The 15,798-nt window shown below is 65.0% G+C and carries 15 protein-coding genes; 14 read left to right on the top strand and 1 reads right to left on the bottom strand.

The window, feature by feature from the left end; genetic code table 11:
- Positions 1–146: 146 nt before the first annotated feature.
- The 9 genes from NVS32_RS01580 (at position 147) to NVS32_RS01540 (ending at position 10,801) form a co-directional block, all read left to right on the top strand.
- Positions 147–2,534 (top strand): glycoside hydrolase family 3 protein, encoded by a 2,388-nt coding sequence (locus NVS32_RS01580; RefSeq protein WP_258498437.1) that lies wholly within the window; start codon positions 147–149, stop codon positions 2,532–2,534.
- Complete coding sequence (locus NVS32_RS01575) at positions 2,428–2,835, top strand: glycoside hydrolase family 3 N-terminal domain-containing protein (protein ID WP_258498620.1); 408 nt, start codon at positions 2,428–2,430, stop codon at positions 2,833–2,835. Before NVS32_RS01580 ends, NVS32_RS01575 begins: the two co-directional genes overlap by 107 nt.
- Before the next feature lie 461 nt (positions 2,836–3,296).
- A complete protein-coding gene (locus NVS32_RS01570) occupies positions 3,297–4,679 on the top strand; it encodes a YgeY family selenium metabolism-linked hydrolase (RefSeq protein ID WP_117651906.1) in 1,383 nt (460 codons plus the stop codon).
- A 106-nt stretch (positions 4,680–4,785) separates the two neighbouring features.
- Positions 4,786–5,988 (top strand): knotted carbamoyltransferase YgeW, encoded by a 1,203-nt coding sequence (gene ygeW / locus NVS32_RS01565; protein ID WP_032110453.1) that lies wholly within the window; start codon positions 4,786–4,788, stop codon positions 5,986–5,988.
- A 129-nt stretch (positions 5,989–6,117) separates the two neighbouring features.
- Positions 6,118–7,059 (top strand): carbamate kinase, encoded by a 942-nt coding sequence (arcC, locus tag NVS32_RS01560; protein WP_032110452.1) that lies wholly within the window; start codon positions 6,118–6,120, stop codon positions 7,057–7,059.
- Between the two features lie 41 nt (positions 7,060–7,100).
- Positions 7,101–8,117, top strand: a complete 1,017-nt coding sequence (locus NVS32_RS01555; protein WP_258498436.1) for an NTP transferase domain-containing protein — start codon at positions 7,101–7,103, stop codon at positions 8,115–8,117.
- Between the two features lie 12 nt (positions 8,118–8,129).
- Positions 8,130–9,515 carry a dihydropyrimidinase gene (hydA, locus tag NVS32_RS01550; RefSeq protein WP_258498435.1) on the top strand — a complete coding sequence of 462 codons (1,386 nt, stop codon included), beginning with the start codon at positions 8,130–8,132 and terminating at the stop codon, positions 9,513–9,515.
- Between the two features lie 102 nt (positions 9,516–9,617).
- Entirely contained in the window at positions 9,618–9,998 is a 381-nt protein-coding gene (locus tag NVS32_RS01545) for a Rid family detoxifying hydrolase (RefSeq protein WP_032110450.1), read from the top strand.
- A gap of 230 nt (positions 9,999–10,228) precedes the next feature.
- Entirely contained in the window at positions 10,229–10,801 is a 573-nt protein-coding gene (locus NVS32_RS01540; protein WP_052009799.1) for a hypothetical protein, read from the top strand.
- A 74-nt stretch (positions 10,802–10,875) separates the two neighbouring features.
- On the opposite strand, the gene yqeC is transcribed toward NVS32_RS01540, so the two are convergent.
- Positions 10,876–11,583, bottom strand: coding sequence for a selenium cofactor biosynthesis protein YqeC (gene yqeC / locus NVS32_RS01535; protein ID WP_032110449.1), 708 nt, complete (start codon positions 11,581–11,583; stop codon positions 10,876–10,878).
- Positions 11,584–11,802: 219 nt separating this feature from the next.
- On the opposite strand from yqeC, the gene yedF reads away from it, so the two are divergent.
- The 5 genes from yedF to selD are packed head-to-tail and all read left to right on the top strand — an operon-like array spanning position 11,803 to position 15,779.
- Positions 11,803–12,414: a sulfurtransferase-like selenium metabolism protein YedF gene (yedF, locus tag NVS32_RS01530; protein ID WP_258498434.1), complete on the top strand. Its 612-nt coding sequence runs from the start codon at positions 11,803–11,805 to the stop codon at positions 12,412–12,414.
- Positions 12,415–12,430: 16 nt separating this feature from the next.
- The gene (locus tag NVS32_RS01525; protein ID WP_258498433.1) at positions 12,431–13,630 is read left to right on the top strand and encodes an aminotransferase class V-fold PLP-dependent enzyme; all 1,200 of its coding nucleotides are present in this window, start codon (positions 12,431–12,433) and stop codon (positions 13,628–13,630) included.
- Positions 13,617–13,856 (top strand): putative Se/S carrier protein, encoded by a 240-nt coding sequence (locus NVS32_RS01520; protein ID WP_118310743.1) that lies wholly within the window; start codon positions 13,617–13,619, stop codon positions 13,854–13,856. The genes NVS32_RS01525 and NVS32_RS01520 overlap by 14 nt, the downstream gene beginning before the upstream one ends.
- A 34-nt stretch (positions 13,857–13,890) precedes the next feature.
- Positions 13,891–14,697: a selenium-dependent molybdenum cofactor biosynthesis protein YqeB gene (gene yqeB / locus NVS32_RS01515; RefSeq protein WP_258498432.1), complete on the top strand. Its 807-nt coding sequence runs from the start codon at positions 13,891–13,893 to the stop codon at positions 14,695–14,697.
- A 2-nt stretch (positions 14,698–14,699) separates the two neighbouring features.
- Positions 14,700–15,779, top strand: coding sequence for a selenide, water dikinase SelD (gene selD, locus NVS32_RS01510; RefSeq protein ID WP_258498431.1), 1,080 nt, complete (start codon positions 14,700–14,702; stop codon positions 15,777–15,779).
- Positions 15,780–15,798: the final 19 nt, after the last annotated feature.

Raw genomic sequence — 15,798 nt, 5'->3', positions numbered from 1 at the left:
GTTGCCTCCCAACTAAGTCGTGGCTCTCACCCGATTATGACAGCAGCCCCCAACCTGCGGGCGTCTTGACCACCATGGGGCCATCTGACGGAACCCCCACCGCGATTATGCGGCGGGAAGGCAAGATCCCAGGGGAAAGGGGAGAGATGGCAGACGAGAAGGACAAGCAGGCCAAGCCGACCAAGTCGGTAAAGCGTCCAAAGAAGGCGCTGTTTGTGATCATGTGCATCCTGTCGGTGCTCGTGGTTGCGGTGACGCTTGTGGTGGGCATCGTGGTGTCTCCGTACTTTGACCTCGTGACCACGTTCACTACCAAGCCGGACATGGCATCCACCGAGGTGCGGCAGGCAAGTCAGGCCACGAGCGACATCACCGAGGAGGTGGAGGCGGAAGGCGTCACGCTGCTCAAGAACGAGAACGACGCCCTGCCGCTTTCGGGCGTGACCAAGGTGAACGTGTTTGGCTCGACGGCTGGAAACAATTTCAGCTATGGCGGGACGGGCTCCGGAGCTGGCGACACCAGCAAGAACGTGACCTTCTACCAGGGACTTGAGGACGCGGGCCTCTCCGCGAACCCCAACCTTGAGCAGTTCTACGAGGAGAACGCAACTGCTGCCAAGGACATGGGCATTGTGGGCACGGACTGGAACCTCTACGAGCTGCCGCAGTCCAGCTACACCCAGGACGTCATCGACGACGCAAAGACGTACTCGGACACGGCGATCGTGGTGCTCACCCGCAAGGGCGGCGAAGGTTTTGACCTTCCCACGGACATGGCCGCCTATGAGGGCTCCGAGGCCGGCCGCAGCTACCTTGAGCTTTCGCCCAACGAGGAGGACCTTCTCGCCATGGTCGAGGGCAACTTCGATCGCGTGATCGTGGTGCTCAACAGCCCCAATGCCATGGAGCTTGGCTTTGTTGACGCCCCCCAGGTGGACGCCGCCCTGTGGGTGGGCACGCCTGGCGCGACGGGCTGCGACGCCATTGGCAAGGTGCTCACCGGTGCCGTGAACCCAAGCGGTCGCACCGTGGACACCTTCCCGTACGAGGCGGAGAGCGCACCTAGCTACTACAACTTTGGCGCGCACGACTACACCAACGTGCAGCACACCAACCAGTCCCTGTTCGCGGGCTCTGGTGATGCGACTTCCGGCACCGAGAACGTCCACTTTGTTGACTATGCCGAAGGCATCTATGTGGGCTACCGCTACTACGAGACCGCGGCGGCAGACGGCTACATCGACTATGACGCAACGGTTCAGTACCCGTTTGGCTACGGCCTCTCGTATACCACCTTCGACGAGAAGATCGCGGACTTCTCGGACGACGGCACCACCATCACGATGACCGTCGACGTGACCAACACTGGCGACGTTGCGGGCAAGGACGTGGTCGAGGCCTACTACAGCGCTCCCTACACGCCGGGTGGCATCGAGAAGAGCGCGGTTGTTCTCGCCGGCTTTGACAAGACTAAGCTGCTTGAGCCTGGGGAGACCCAGACGCTCAAGATCAGCTGGACGCACGAGGACATGGCGAGCTACGACTACACCGGGGTCAAGGCCCCGGGTGGTGCCTACGTTCTGGAGGCTGGCGACTACCAGGTGAGCTTGCGTCGCAACTCTCACGACGTGGTGGACACCCGCACGGTGACCATCGACCGTGACTACATCTACAACGACGCCAATGACGGCGCTCGCTCCACTGACGGTGTGGCTGCGACCAACCAGTTTGACGACGTGAGCTTTGGCGGCGGCGTCACGTACCTCTCGCGTGCGGATTGGGCCGGCACCTTCCCCACGATGGCCCCTGCCGAGAAGGAGGCCCCTGCCGAAATCAAGGACGCGCTGGACAACCCCGCGCCAGTCGAGAACCCCAATGTCGACGACGTGACCTATGGCGCGAAGAACGGCCTTACCCTGGCCGACATGACCGGTCTGAGCTATGACGACCCCCAGTGGGACAAGCTCCTCGACCAGATGACGCTTAACGAGCAGAAGATGCTCGTCTCCAACGGCGGCTGGATGACCTTCTCGGCCAAGAGCGTGGGCAAGCCCGCGATTGTCGAGTGCGACGGTCCCAACGGGGTGAACAACATCATGGCGAGCTACAACGGCACGCAGCTCACGGGCCAGAGCGTGCTTGGCTACACCTGGAACAAGGAGCTCGCGCAGCGTGTGGGCGAGCTGTTTGCCCAGGAGGCAACGGCGCTCAAGGTCGGCGGCCTGTACGCTCCCGGTGCCGACACGCACCGCTCGCCCTTTGGCGGCCGCAACTACGAGTACGTGAGCGAGGACGGTCTGCTCACCGGCGAGATCGTTGCTGCCGAGGTCCGCGGCATCCAGTCGCAGGGCGTGTACTGCTACGTCAAGCACTTTGCCCTTAACGACCAGGAGACGCACCGTGGCGATGATGAGCTCCTACAACCGCCTGGGTGCCACGCCCACTGCCGAGAGCCACGCGCTGCTCACCCAGGTGCTGAGGAACGAGTGGGGCTTCCGCGGGTCTGTCGTGACGGACTGCGTGCTTGCCGCTGACACCTCGAACATCAACCGGGCGCTGCATGCGGGCAACGACCTCTACCTCGCGTTCCTTCAGGACAAGATGCTTACCAGCGACACGCTGGACACGGCCGCCGGGCACCAGGCGCTGCGTAACGCTTGCCACAACATCCTCTATACCGAGGCGAACTCCTCGAGCACGTTTACGGTGGGGATGTTTGGGCAGAGTCCGCTGATCACCGCGGTTGAGGTTGTGCTTGCGGCAATCATCGTCCTGCTGGCCACGTACTTCGTGCGTCGCCACATGAAGATGAAGCGCTGGCGCGCGCAGCAGTAGCACTGCCGAGAATAACGTGGGACCTTGGCCCCGGCGGCATTTCGTCGCCGGGGCCTTCTTCGTGGCCGGCGGCGACTTTCGCCGCCACGCATTCGGTCCCCGAACCTGTGGCGTCCTGCGCGGGATACGCAATCGGTCACGAACCTGTGGCGAGCCGACACGCATTCGTCGCCCGAACCTGTACCGTCCTGCGCGGGATACGCAATCGGGTCCGAATGTGTAGCGCCACGCCCCGAGCCGCCCCGCCCCAACGTTTGCACGGGGAAGAATCGCTCCTCCGCGCTCACCGTCCACCGCGTCAAAAAGACCGTCTGCGAGAAAAGTGAACAGTTTGCCAAAGGCCCTTGAATTCCCTCTCGCACGTGCTTTAATTAGGTCAACCAAACAAAAAGTTTGGTAAGCAGACTTATTGTTTACGGCACCAAGTCAGCAAGAACGTTGCCCGATGCGAGGAGGACCCAATGAAGGAACTCGACTACGACAAGATCAAGGAAGCGGCGAAGGCCTACAACGCGGACATGACTGCGTTCCTGCGCGCCATGATCTCCCACCCCAGCGAGTCCTGCGAGGAGGGCGACGTTGTGGCCTGCATCAAGGCCGAGATGGAGAAGCTCGGCTTTGACGAGGTCAAGGTTGACGGCCTGGGCAACGTGATGGGCTTCATGGGCACGGGCGACAAGATCATCGCCATCGACGGCCACATCGACACTGTTGGCATTGGCAACCGCGACAACTGGGACTTCGACCCGTACAAGGGCTTCGAGGATGACCAGCTCATCGGCGGCCGTGGCGGCTCCGACCAGGAGGGCGGCGTTGCCTCCGCCACCTACGCGGCCAAGATGATGAAGGACATGGACCTCATTCCCGAGGGCTACAAGATCATGGTCGTGGGCAGCGTCCAGGAAGAGGACTGCGACGGCATGTGCTGGCAGTACATCTACAACGTAGATGGCATCAAGCCCGAGTTCGTCATCTCCACCGAGCCTACCGACGGCGGCATCTACCGTGGCCACCGCGGCCGCATGGAGATCCGCGTCGACGTGAAGGGCGTCTCCTGCCACGGCTCCGCGCCCGAGCGCGGTGACAACGCCATCTACAAGATGGCCGACATCATCAACGACGTCCGCGCCCTCAACAACAACGGCGCCGACGAGTCAACCGAGATTCGCGGCCTCGTCAAGATGCTCGACCCCAAGTACAACCCCGAGCACTACGAGGACGCTCGCTTCCTGGGCCGCGGGACCTGCACCGTCTCTCAGATCTTCTACACCAGCCCCTCGCGCTGCGCCGTGGCTGACTCCTGCGCCATCTCCATCGACCGCCGCATGACCGCCGGCGAGACCTACGAGTCCTGCCTCGAGGAGGTCCGCAACCTCCCCGCCGTCAAGAAGTACGGCGACGACGTGAAGGTCTCCATGTACATGTACGACCGTCCCAGCTGGACCGGCGAGGTCTACGAGACCGAGGCATACTTCCCCACGTGGATCAACAAGGAGAGCGCGCCGCACGTCAAGGCACTGGTCGACGCCCACAAGGCCCTCTTTGGCGACAAGCGCATCGGCTGCGAGAAGTCCATGGACAAGCGTGAGGGCAGGCCTCTGTGCGACAAGTGGACCTTCTCCACGAACTGCGTCTCCATCCAGGGCCGCTATGGCATCCCCTGCGTTGGCTTTGGCCCCGGCGCCGAGTCCCAGGCGCACGCGCCCAACGAGGTCACCTACAAGCAGGACCTCTCCACCTGCGCCGCGCTCTACGTTGCGGCCGTGAACCTCTATGACCCCAGCCAGGCAACCGGCGACGCCACCGAGTTCCGCGCCAGCCTCACCGGCAACGACATCAAGTAGTTATCTGCGTCCCGGTCGCGGCGCACCGCTGCGACCGGGTCCTCTGCACGTAGACCCAGCGGTCACCGGGAAGACCCAGTCACACGTATCAAAGAAAGGGAAACGAATGGACGCCATATTCCAGAACTACCTCGACCAGCTCGAGAAGCTCGACTACTCCAAGATGTACAACAACGACTTCCTGCACACGTGGGATAAGACCACCGACGAGCTCCGCGCTCTTTACCTGGTCGCCGACGCCCTTCGCAACCTGCGCGAGCGCAACATCTCCACGCGCATCTTCGACTCCGGCCTTGCGGTCTCCAACTTCCGCGACAACTCCACCCGTACGCGCTTCTCGTTTGCCTCTGGCACCAACATGCTGGGCCTGCAGCTCCAGGACCTCGACGAGTCCAAGTCGCAGATCGCCCACGGCGAGACCGTGCGCGAGACCGCCACGATGATCAGCTTCATGGCTGATGTCATCGGCATCCGTGACGACAAGTTCATCGGCGAGGGCGACGCGTACATGAAGGAGGTCTCGGAGTCCGTGGCGCAGTCCTACGCCGACGGCATCCTCGACCACCGTCCCACGCTCGTCTCGCTGCAGTCCGACTCCGACCACCCCACGCAGTCTTCGGCCGACCTGCTCTACCTCATCAACGAGTTTGGTGGCCTTGACAACCTCAAGGGCAAGAAGGTCGCCGTCACCTGGGCCTATAGCCCGTCCTACGGCAAGCCCCTCTCCTGCCCGCAGTCGCTCATCATGCTGCTCACCCGCTTTGGCATGAACGTCACCCTGGCTCACCCCGAGGGCTACGACCTCATGCCCGAGCTGGTCAAGCAGGCCGGCGTCTTCGCTCAGGAGTCTGGCGCCACGTTCACCCAGGCCCACTCCATGGAGGAGGCCTTCGAGGGCGCTGACATCGTGGTTCCCAAGAGCTGGGCTCCTTATGCGGCCATGGAGAAGCGCACCAAGCTTTACGCCGCCGGCGACTCCGAGGGCATCGACACCCTGGAGAAGGAGCTTCTCGCCCAAAACGCCACCCACATGGACTGGCACTGCACGCCCGAGCTCATGGCCAAGACCGCAAACGGCATGGACACCATCTACATGCACCCGCTGCCGGCCGACATCGAGGGCGTCTCCTGCGAGCACGGCGAGGTTGCCAACGAGGTCTTTGACGCCCACCGCGACGGCCTGTACAAGGAGGCCAGCTACAAGCCGTACGCCGTGGCAGCCATGATCTTCCTGCAGAAGGCCAAGGATCCCGTTGCCATGCTCAAGGAGCTCGAGCAGCGCGGCCGCAGCCGCTGGCTCGAGGCCTAAGCCGGGCATCGGGGCGACTGGCGCAGTACCCACAGGGGAACGCGCGGGCTGGTCGGGCCGAGCCTGTGAGCTCGGTTGGCCGGCCCGCGCTCTTTTTTCACACGACAAGGGGAGAACGGAGAGGAACGCATGGGCAAGAGAATCGTCGTCGCACTGGGCGGCAACGCTTTGGGGAAGAACCTGCCAGAGCAGATGGCGGCCGTGAAGCACACGTCCAAGGCCATCGTCGACCTCATCGCCGAGGGTAACGAGGTCATCGTGGCGCACGGCAACGGACCGCAGGTGGGCATGATCCAGGAGGCCATGACCCAGCTCACGCGCTCTGATCCCGAGAAGTACATTCCCTGCCCGCTCTCGGTCTGCGTTGCCATGAGCCAGGGCTACATTGGCTACGACCTCCAGAACGCCATCCGCGAGGAGCTGGCCAACCGCGACATCCACCACGGCGTGACCACGGTGCTCACTCAGGTCGAGGTCGACCCTAACGACCCTGCATTCGAGAACCCCACCAAGCCCATTGGTGCCTTCATGACCAAGGAGGAGGCCGACCGCATGGTGGCCGAGCGCGGCTACACGGTGGTCGAGGACTCCGGCCGCGGCTGGCGCCGTGTGGTCGCAAGCCCCAAGCCCCAGGCCATCGTCGAGCTTGACACCATTCGCTCGCTGGTCGAGGCCGACCACGTGGTCATTGCCTGCGGTGGCGGCGGCATCCCCGTCTACCACACCGAGGGCCACCACCTGAAGGGCGCCGCTGCCGTCATCGACAAGGACTTTGCCGCAGCCCGCCTTGCCGAGCAGCTTGATGCCGACGCGCTTGTCATCCTCACAGCTGTCGAGAAGGTCGCCATCCACTTTGGCAAGCCCGACCAGACCGAGCTTGACGAGCTCACGCCCGAGACTGCCCAGCGCTATATTGAAGCTGGCGAGTTTGCCCCCGGCTCGATGCTGCCCAAGGTCCAGGCGGCGCTGCAGTTCGCCCAGTCCGGTCCCGGACGCATGTCGCTCATCACTGAGCTCGACCGTGCGGCGGACGGCATTGCCGGCAAGACTGGTACCATCGTCCGTGGGTAGCATGTAGACATCGCAACGGCAATGCGCGCGAGGTGAGGGCCATGGAACCACGGGTCTTTTCGTTCCTCATTGATGAGGATGGCGGGCGCTTCTTTGGCCCGGGTCCCATGGCCCTGCTCGCTGGCGTTCGCGAGATGGGTAGCCTCTCTGCCTCCGCCAAGGCCATGGGCATGAGCTACACCAAGGCCATGCGCATTCTGCACGATGCCGAGCGTGCCCTGGGATTCCCGCTTACTGTGCGCTCAATTGGTGGCGAGAGGGGCGGAAGCTCGAGCCTCACGTCCGAAGGGGAGGACTTCCTACACCGCTACGAAGCCTGGCGCCAGGGTGTCACCGCTGCGGCAGACGCGGGCTTCTCGGCAGCGTTTGGCGGCGTTGCGGGGGTGCCCCGGCTGGGCTGCGTGGTCATGGCAAATGGCGAGGCTACGCGCTTTGGCAGGCAGAAGCTCGTGGAGCCGCTGCGTGGCCGGGCGGTGGTCTCGCACACGCTTGACGCACTGGTGTCACCGCGCCTGGACGTGGTGGTCTCCACAAGGTGGAATCGCGTCCGTGCCGTGTGCGAGGCCAGGCACGTGACATGTGTGGAGCCCGCAGGCGCGCTGCAAAGCCAAACGCTGCGTGCGGGCATCGAGGTGCTGGGCAAGCGCGCGGGCTACCTCTTTGTGCAGGGCGACCAGCCGCTGCTCTCTGGCGCGAGTGTCGAGGCCCTGCTCGACGAGTTTGCCGCGCATCCTGCCTGCGTAGCGCGTCTCGCGTGGCAGGACAAGCCGGGGAGCCCCGTGATCTTTCCGGGCTACCTGGCAGACGCGCTTCTCGGCCTTGAGGGAGACGTGGGCGGAGGCGAGCTGCTGCGCAGGAACCCAGATTTGGCCGCCGCTACGCGGCTTGTCGAGGCGCGCTACCCGGCCGAGCTAGATGACATTGACACCCCGTCTGACCTCGAGCGGGTTGCCAGCGAGCTGGTGGCTGTGCGCGAGGCCATGGAATCCGGGCAGGACATATGGCCCGCTGCGGGCGAGAAGGACAACGCCCCCGGCGAGCTGGGCTCTTCTCTGTAAGGGGATGGTTGTATGGTCGCACAGGCACGCAAGGTCCTGAGGAACGGCCAGCTGGTCACGCCAAAGGGAGTCTTTCTCGGCGACGTGGTCATCGAGGGCGACAAGATCGCGGACGTTGTTCCCGGTGGCGTCGACGAGGCGCAGCTTGCGGACGCTGAGGTCTTCGACGCCACGGGCTGCTGGGTCTACCCGGGCTTCATTGATGCGCACACACACATGCAGTGCTGGACGGGCATGGACTGGACCGCTGACAGCTTCGAGACGGGCACGCGCGCCGCGGCCTGCGGCGGTACCACAACCATCGTGGACTACGCCACGCAGGACAAGGGCATGACCCTTCACCGGGCGCTCGACGAGTGGCACAAGCGCGCCGATGGCACCTGCACGGCTAACTATGCCTTCCACATGGCCATCGCAGATTGGAACGACCATACCCGCGAGGAGATCGCGGACATGCGCGAAGCGGGGATCACGTCGTTCAAGACGTACTTTGCCTACGACCACCTGCGCCTGGACGATGCCCAGACCATGGAGGTGCTCGAGGCCATCAAGCCCTTCGATGGCATTCTCTGCGTGCACTGCGAGAACGGCACGCTTGTCAACGAGCTGCAGCGTAGGGTGCTTGCCGAGGGCATCACAGGGCCCGAGGGACACCCACTGAGTCGCCCGGCTGAGTGCGAGGCCGAGGCTATCAGCCGACTGATGTACCTCTCCGAGCTTACGGGCGCTCGCGTGAACGTGGTGCACTGCTCTACGCGCCTGGGCCTTGAGCAGGTGCGTGCTGCCCGCGAGCGCGGCGTGCGCGTGTCGCTCGAGACCTGCCCGCAGTACCTGCTGCTGGACGATACCCGCTACCTGGAGCAGGGCGAGGACGGCTTTGCCGGCGCCAAGTACGTGATGAGCCCGCCGCTGCGCAAGCCCACGGACATCGCGGCGTTGCGCGAGGCCGTGGCAGACGGCGAGGTGGACCAGATCTCGACCGACCACTGCTCGTTTAATCTGCATGGCCAGAAGGATCGCGGCCGTGGCGACTTCACTAAGATACCCAACGGGGGACCTGGCGTCGAGCACAGGCCGGCTCTCATCATGACCACGTTCGAGGGGCAGCTTGGTCCCATGGACTACCTGCACCTGCTCTCCGAGGGCCAGGCGCGCGTGTTTGGCATGTACCCGCGCAAAGGCGCGCTTGCCGCTGGCTCCGACGCGGACATCTGCGTGTGGAATCCCTCGGCACGCTGGACCATCAGCGCGGCCAACCAGCACCAGGCCGTCGACTACACCACCTACGAGGGCTTTGAGGCGCACGGGCGCGCCAAGCTCGTCTTTGTGAACGGCACGCTTGCCGTGCGTGACGGCGAGCCCACAGGCGAGAAGCCCGGCCGCTACGTGGCTCGCTAGGGCCGTGCGCGCCGCGGGCAGCGAGCTCCGCGGGTTTATCGGCCCCGTTTTACTTATCCATTGGCCGTCCGCGTATGCGGGCAGGAAGTGAAGGAGTTTCTCATGAGCAAGACCGCCATCGTCACCGACAAGGCCCCCAAGGCGCTTGGTCCCTACTCCGCGGGCGTTGTGTCCAACGGGTCCATCAACGTGTCCGGACAGCTGGGCATCGACCCTGCCACCGGCAAGCTCGCCGGCGACGACATCCAGAGCCAGACCCGCCAGAGCCTGACCAACGTGAAGAACATCCTCGAGGCCGCTGGCGCCTCCATGGCCGACGTGGTCGAGACCACCGTCCTTCTCGCCGACATCAACGAGTTTGGTGCCATGAACGAGATCTACGCCGAGTTCTTTGAGGCCCCGTATCCCGCGCGTGCGGCGTTCCAGGTGGCTGCGCTCCCCGGTGGCGGCAAGGTCGAGATCAAGGCCGTCGCGAGGGTGTAGGTCTGGTCCGTTCAGTAGTATTGCTCCCCAAGGCGGGCGGTGCTGGCTGGTGCTGGCGCCGCCCGTTTTTCTCGGCGTACGGGACGGCCGCGGTCGCGGAAAGTGACAACGAGAATCGCGGAATCCGACAAGATAGCAGCTAGAGAGCACTTCTGCTGACCAGAGCTATTATCGGGATGTTGCGAGGTTCTCTAGGCGATACTCCGCGATATCTGTTAGGGGAGGCCATTGTGGATGCCATTGCGTTTGAGCAGATGAGGCAGGGGCACGCTCTCATGGCTGCGTGCTGTGCCCTGTATCTTGCCTGGTGGGCCATCTTCTTCTGGCCCAAGGTGAGCGGTGGCTCTGCACACGGAGCGTTGAGGACCATCGGCATCGTGGCCATTCTCGGCGCGGTGGCGTGCGGCGTCTTTGGGGCCGCGCGCATCTGCGGAGGAGCGGCCGAGCTTGCGCCCACGAGGGTTGTGGTTGGGTGCCTGGTTGGTGCCGTTGTTCTCTACCTGGTGCTTCTCGGCATCACGCAGCGCATGTTCCAGCGTCAGCCCACCACCGAGCTGGTGCTCTTTGTGGCGTGGCTTGGCATGGAAGCCTGCTGCGCGCTGGCGCTTGGGGGCGCGGGTCAGACCGGCGTGGCGGCGCTGGTAGCGGTGCTTGCCGTGGTGGGGTTTGTCGTGAGCCTGGTGTGCTACGTGCTCTACTACAGGCTCGAGCCGCTGCCGTCGTTTGTCGACGGGTGCGTGCCGCTGGCGCTTATCGGTGTCGTGAGCATCGTGATTGCGTGCTGTCTGCCCGCCGGGGCATAGGCTCTTTTGGGTCCCGCTGGATCTTTGGCAGGGCTTCCCGCTGCGTCCGAAGCGCCGGCAGGCCGGAGCTCGCGCTACACTAGCTCCAGGCGGTGCTCGCGCACGGAGCCGGCAGTGACGGGCGTCTCGTCCCCGCACGCGCGCAGCTCGGCGGCAAACCGCACGGCAAGTTCAATGCCAGCCTGGTCATCGGCCTGGTTCACCACAATGTTATCTGCGTGTACCACGCCAGCTGCGTGCTCGTTGGCCACGAAGCGCGCGTACAGCTCGGGCGTGCACTCGTCGCTCGCGGAGCAGCCCACGGCCGCACACATGAGCTCCGGTCGATGAACAACCTCACCCACGCGCCCGCCAAAGCCAGACGCGCCCACCACTTGGATGGTCTGGCTGCTCTCAGCCGGAACCACGGGCTCGTGCGCGGCGTGCGCCTTGTGGGGCAACCTGCGTGCACCATCGGCCTCCACCAGCACGCGGTCGGCAAGTACGGAGAGCGTGCCAAAGCCAAGCGATGGCGCGCACAGCTTTCCGGCATCGCCCTCTGCACCGGGCGCACGGGTCCCCACGCAGACCACGCGGGTGTACCAGAGCGCTTGTTCCACGTCGAGCTCCGTGGGATCAAGCAGGAGCGGGCAGCCCTCAGGTGCCAGCATATGCGTAGACGTGGCTATGACCACGGTACATCCCAGCTCGCGTGCCAGCTCGTTAACGAGGGTGGATTTGCCCCCGCTCCCAACCACTGATAGAACGCCGCTATCCGTTCGCAGCAAATCAGCAAGATTCATGAGGAACCCTTACAAAAAGTCATATGCTCTAGTGAGACAGAGGGACAGTCCCTTTGTCTCATAAAGGGAGTTTCCCCTTGGCTCATAGCATACCGGATGAGACAAAGGGACTGTCCCCCTGTCTCATTTCGGACCGACGTTATACACTCATGTGATTAACGCCCGACGACGCCTCGGCACCAGTCGCGGCGCTCCGTCGGCAAACAGATTGGAGTCACCATGAAGATCGACGCGCGCAACCTTACCTGCCCCAAGCCCGTCGTACTCACGCTGGAGGCTCTGCCCAAGCTCGCCGCTGGCGAGTCCCTCGAGGTCGTCGTCAACGACTCTGTTGCCCTTGGCAACCTCACGCGCCTGGCGGCCGAGAAGAACTGCGACCTCACCACCACCGCAAACGGCGACGAGACCACCCTCACCCTTACCCCGCGCGGCGAGGTGAGCGCTTCCGAGAACGCTGCCTCCGAGGCCCAGGCCTTCTGCGACCTCCCCGCCACCGGCGCCTCCGTCATCGCCGTTGATTCCGACACCATGGGTCGTGGTGATGAGAAGCTCGGCCACATCCTCATGAAGGGGCTCATCTACGCCCTGGCGCATGGCGAGTCCGTCCCCAAGAAGATGATTTTCTTCAACGGCGGCGCGCACCTTACCTGCGAGGGCTCGGAGTCGCTCGAGGACATCAAGGAGCTCGAGAGCCGCGGGACGCAGATCCTCACCTGCGGCACCTGCCTGGACTTCTACGGCATCCGCGAGAAGCTTGCGGTGGGCGGCGTGACCAACCTGTACGAGATCGCCAAGGTCATGGCCGGCGAGCCGGGCGTCACTACGCTGTAGCGACAAGGCCTGCGCCATGATTTACCTCAATTGTGCCGCCACGTCGCACCAGCGTCCCGAGTGCGTGGTCACGGCCGTCGCGGACGCCATGCGAACCTTTGGCTCGTGCGGCCGCGGCGCCCACGAGTCCGAGCTTGCCGCGGCCCGCTCCATCGCCCTCGCGCGGGAGCGGGTGTCGGCGCTTCTCGGCTTTGGCCACCCCGAGCGGCTGGTCTTTGCCGCCAACACCACCGAGGCGCTCAACATGGCCATCCTGGGCACGGTGCCCGACGGTGGCCGCGTGGTGGCCACGGACTGGGACCACAATTCGATCCTGCGGCCGCTCTACCGCCTTAGGGACGAGAGGGGCGTGACCCTGAGCTTCGCGGCAGCAGACCGCCACGGCGTGCTTGACATAGACGCCCTGGTAAACGCTATCGTGCCTGGTACGAGCCTCGTGTGCCTCACGCATGCCTCGAACCTCACGGGCAACGTCCTCTCACGCGAGGAGCTGGCGCGCGTGGTCAAGGCCGCGCACGGCGTGGGGGCGCCGGTGCTTCTCGACTGCGCGCAAACGGCGGGAGCGCGTCCTATCTGCATGGACGAGCTGGGCATTGACCTCGTGGCCTTCACGGGGCACAAGGCCCTCATGGGCCCCCAAGGCACGGGCGGCCTTGCCGTGGCGCCTGGTGTGGACGTGCACCCGGTGCTGCGTGGTGGCACGGGCGTGCTTTCCTTCGAGGAGGGCCAGCCAGCGGGCTACCCCGAGCACCTCGAGGCCGGAACGCTCAACGGCCATGGCATCGCGGGGCTCTCGGCTGCGGCGGCATGGATTGCCGAGAAGGGCCTCGACACCATTCACGCCCACGACCTCGCGCTCGTGAGGCGCTTCGTGACCGGCGCGCGCCGCGTCGGGGCCACGGTCTACGGCGACTTCCCGGCAACGGGGGAGGGGCTTCTCGACCCCGGCTTTGACCACGCGCCGGTTGTGAGCGTGAACCTGCCGGGCTGGGATTCCTCCGAGGTTGCGGACGCCCTCGGCCACGACTACGACATCGCCGTGCGTGCAGGCGGCCATTGCGCGCCGCGCATGCATCGGGCGCTGGGCACGCAGGACACGGGCGTCGTGCGTTTCTCGTTTGGGTGCTTTACCACTGAAAAGGACGTGGATGCGGCGCTTTCCGCCCTGGCCGAGCTGGCTGCAGAGGGGGAGGGCGACGACGATGCCACGTCATAGGCGCGAGCCACGCGTTGTTGCGTCATTTGACTCGACGCACGAGGCGCTGGCCTGCGAGGCGGCCTGCAAGGAGGCGGGCGTTGCGGGAAGGATCATCCCAACGCCCGTGAGCATCCGCGCGGACTGCGGGCTTGCCTGGTCCATGCCACCGGAGGCGCGCGGAGACTTCGAGCGGCTTGCAATTGGCCGCTTTACCTGCGCCGGATTGTACGAGCTGGAACTCTAGGGGTATCTGCTCCTAGTTGGACGGAGGGGGAGACATGCTGGTTGTCGTGAGAGGCGCAGGCGACATCGCCTCGGGAATCGCCGTGCGGCTGCACCGCGCGGGGGCGTCCATAGTGATGCTGGACGTGGCGGTGCCAACCTCGGTGCGCCGTACGGTGTGCTTCTCAGAGGCGGTGCGCCTGGGAGAGGCCGAGGTCGAGGGCATTCGCGGTGTGCGTTGCGAGAGTGCGGAAGAGGCGACCAAGGTCGCGGCCACCGGGACCATAGCCGTGCTGGTTGACCCCAAGGGGGAGAGCATCCCAAAGCTGGCCCCGGAGGCCGTGGTCGACGCCATTCTCGCCAAGCAGAACCTGGGGACCACCAAGGACATGGCGCCTGTGGTGATCGGCGTGGGGCCAGGCTTCCACGCCGGCGAGAGCTCCGGCGCGGACTGCCACGCCGCCATCGAGACCAAGCGCGGCCACTACCTGGGGCGCGTTATCTACGACGGCTCGCCCATCCCCAACACCGGCGTGCCCGGAAACATCGGCGGCTACACCACCGAGCGCGTGCTGCGCGCGCCGGCAGACGGCCCCTTTGAACCCATCGCAAAGATTGGTGACCAGGTCAAGAAGGGTGACCTCGTGGCCAGGGTCTCTAGCGAGCCCCTCTACGCGACCATCGACGGCGTGCTGCGCGGCCTTCTCCAGGAGGGCTGCCCCGTCACCAAGGGCATGAAGTCCGGAGACATCGACCCGCGCTGCAAGGTGGGGCACTGCTTTAGCGTCTCTGACAAGGCACGCGCCGTGGGCGGTGGCGTCCTCGAGGCGCTGCTGCACTTCTCGCACAGGCTGGAGGGATAGCAATGGCCGAGAACAACGTGGCATCCGCTGGTGGCAACGACGTCAAGCTCACCAAGCTTGCCGAGTGCGCCGGCTGCGGCGCCAAGGTGGGTGCGGGCGAGCTTGCCAAGCTCCTCAAGGACATCAAGGTCCAGCGCGACCCCAACCTCCTGGTTGGCTTTGACAAGTCGGACGATGCGGCGGTCTACCGCGTGACCGACGACGTGGCCATCGTGGAGACGGTCGACTTCTTCCCGCCCATCGCCGATGACCCCTACACCTATGGTGCCATTGCCGCCACCAACGCGCTCTCGGACGTCTATGCCATGGGCGGCGAGCCCAAGGTAGCGCTCAACGTGATGGCCGTGCCCGAGGACATGCCGTCCGACGTGGTCCACGAGATCCTGCGTGGCGGCTACGAGAAGGTCTACGAGGCGGGTGCCTCTATCGTGGGCGGCCACAGCATCTACGACGAGGAGCCTAAGTACGGCCTGGCCGTCACCGGCTTCGTGGACCCGCACCGCATGCTCATCAACTCCGGCGCGCGCCCGTGCGACGTGCTTGTGCTCACCAAGGCGCTCGGCGTGGGCGTCATCACCACGGCCGCGAAGGGGGGCCTGGCAGACCCTGCGGACGTTGCGGCCGCAGAGCGCCAGATGATGTGCCTCAACCGCTGGGCTCGTGACGTGATCGTGCGCCACGACGTCCACGCGACCACCGACGTCACGGGCTTTGGCCTCATGGGCCATTCGCTGGAGATGGCACAGGGCGCAGATGTTCGCGCAGTGATCGACGCAGGCGCGCCGGCGCTTCTCGCCCACGCGCGCGACTGGGCTCGTCTTGGCATCCTACCTGCGGGAATGTATCGCAACCGCCACTTTGCCGAGGCGTCTGTGGACGCGACGGGCGTGCCGCAGGACCTTGCCGACCTCCTCTTCTGCCCAGAGACCTCGGGCGGGCTCCTCGTGGCGGTTGCGGCGGACGATGCGGACTCGCTGCTGGCCGACCTCCTCGCCGACGGGCGCGTTCCGGACGCGCGCGTGGTGGGCCGCGTGGAGGCCTATGACGGCGGCCCGCGCATCCGCTTGGGCTTTGCCGGGTAGAAGCGTCTTGACACATCCA

Source organism: Tractidigestivibacter montrealensis, from assembly GCF_024741235.1.
GTDB classification, from domain to species: domain Bacteria; phylum Actinomycetota; class Coriobacteriia; order Coriobacteriales; family Atopobiaceae; genus Tractidigestivibacter; species Tractidigestivibacter montrealensis.
The sequence above is the reverse complement of the archived record's forward strand: the minus strand, read 5'-3'. Positions and strand labels throughout refer to the sequence as shown.

Bases quoted from the DNA above. Each gene is read 5' to 3' on its own strand.
- NVS32_RS01580 (WP_258498437.1), top strand. From the start codon at position 147: ATGGCAGACGAGAAGGACAAGCAGGCCAAGCCGACCAAGTCGGTAAAG.
- NVS32_RS01570 (WP_117651906.1), top strand. From the start codon at position 3,297: ATGAAGGAACTCGACTACGACAAGATCAAGGAAGCGGCGAAGGCCTAC.
- ygeW (WP_032110453.1), top strand. From the start codon at position 4,786: ATGGACGCCATATTCCAGAACTACCTCGACCAGCTCGAGAAGCTCGAC.
- arcC (WP_032110452.1), top strand. From the start codon at position 6,118: ATGGGCAAGAGAATCGTCGTCGCACTGGGCGGCAACGCTTTGGGGAAG.
- NVS32_RS01555 (WP_258498436.1), top strand. From the start codon at position 7,101: ATGGAACCACGGGTCTTTTCGTTCCTCATTGATGAGGATGGCGGGCGC.
- hydA (WP_258498435.1), top strand. From the start codon at position 8,130: ATGGTCGCACAGGCACGCAAGGTCCTGAGGAACGGCCAGCTGGTCACG.
- NVS32_RS01545 (WP_032110450.1), top strand. From the start codon at position 9,618: ATGAGCAAGACCGCCATCGTCACCGACAAGGCCCCCAAGGCGCTTGGT.
- yqeC (WP_032110449.1), bottom strand. From the start codon at position 11,583: ATGAATCTTGCTGATTTGCTGCGAACGGATAGCGGCGTTCTATCAGTG.
- yedF (WP_258498434.1), top strand. From the start codon at position 11,803: ATGAAGATCGACGCGCGCAACCTTACCTGCCCCAAGCCCGTCGTACTC.
- NVS32_RS01525 (WP_258498433.1), top strand. From the start codon at position 12,431: ATGATTTACCTCAATTGTGCCGCCACGTCGCACCAGCGTCCCGAGTGC.
- NVS32_RS01520 (WP_118310743.1), top strand. From the start codon at position 13,617: ATGCCACGTCATAGGCGCGAGCCACGCGTTGTTGCGTCATTTGACTCG.
- yqeB (WP_258498432.1), top strand. From the start codon at position 13,891: ATGCTGGTTGTCGTGAGAGGCGCAGGCGACATCGCCTCGGGAATCGCC.
- selD (WP_258498431.1), top strand. From the start codon at position 14,700: ATGGCCGAGAACAACGTGGCATCCGCTGGTGGCAACGACGTCAAGCTC.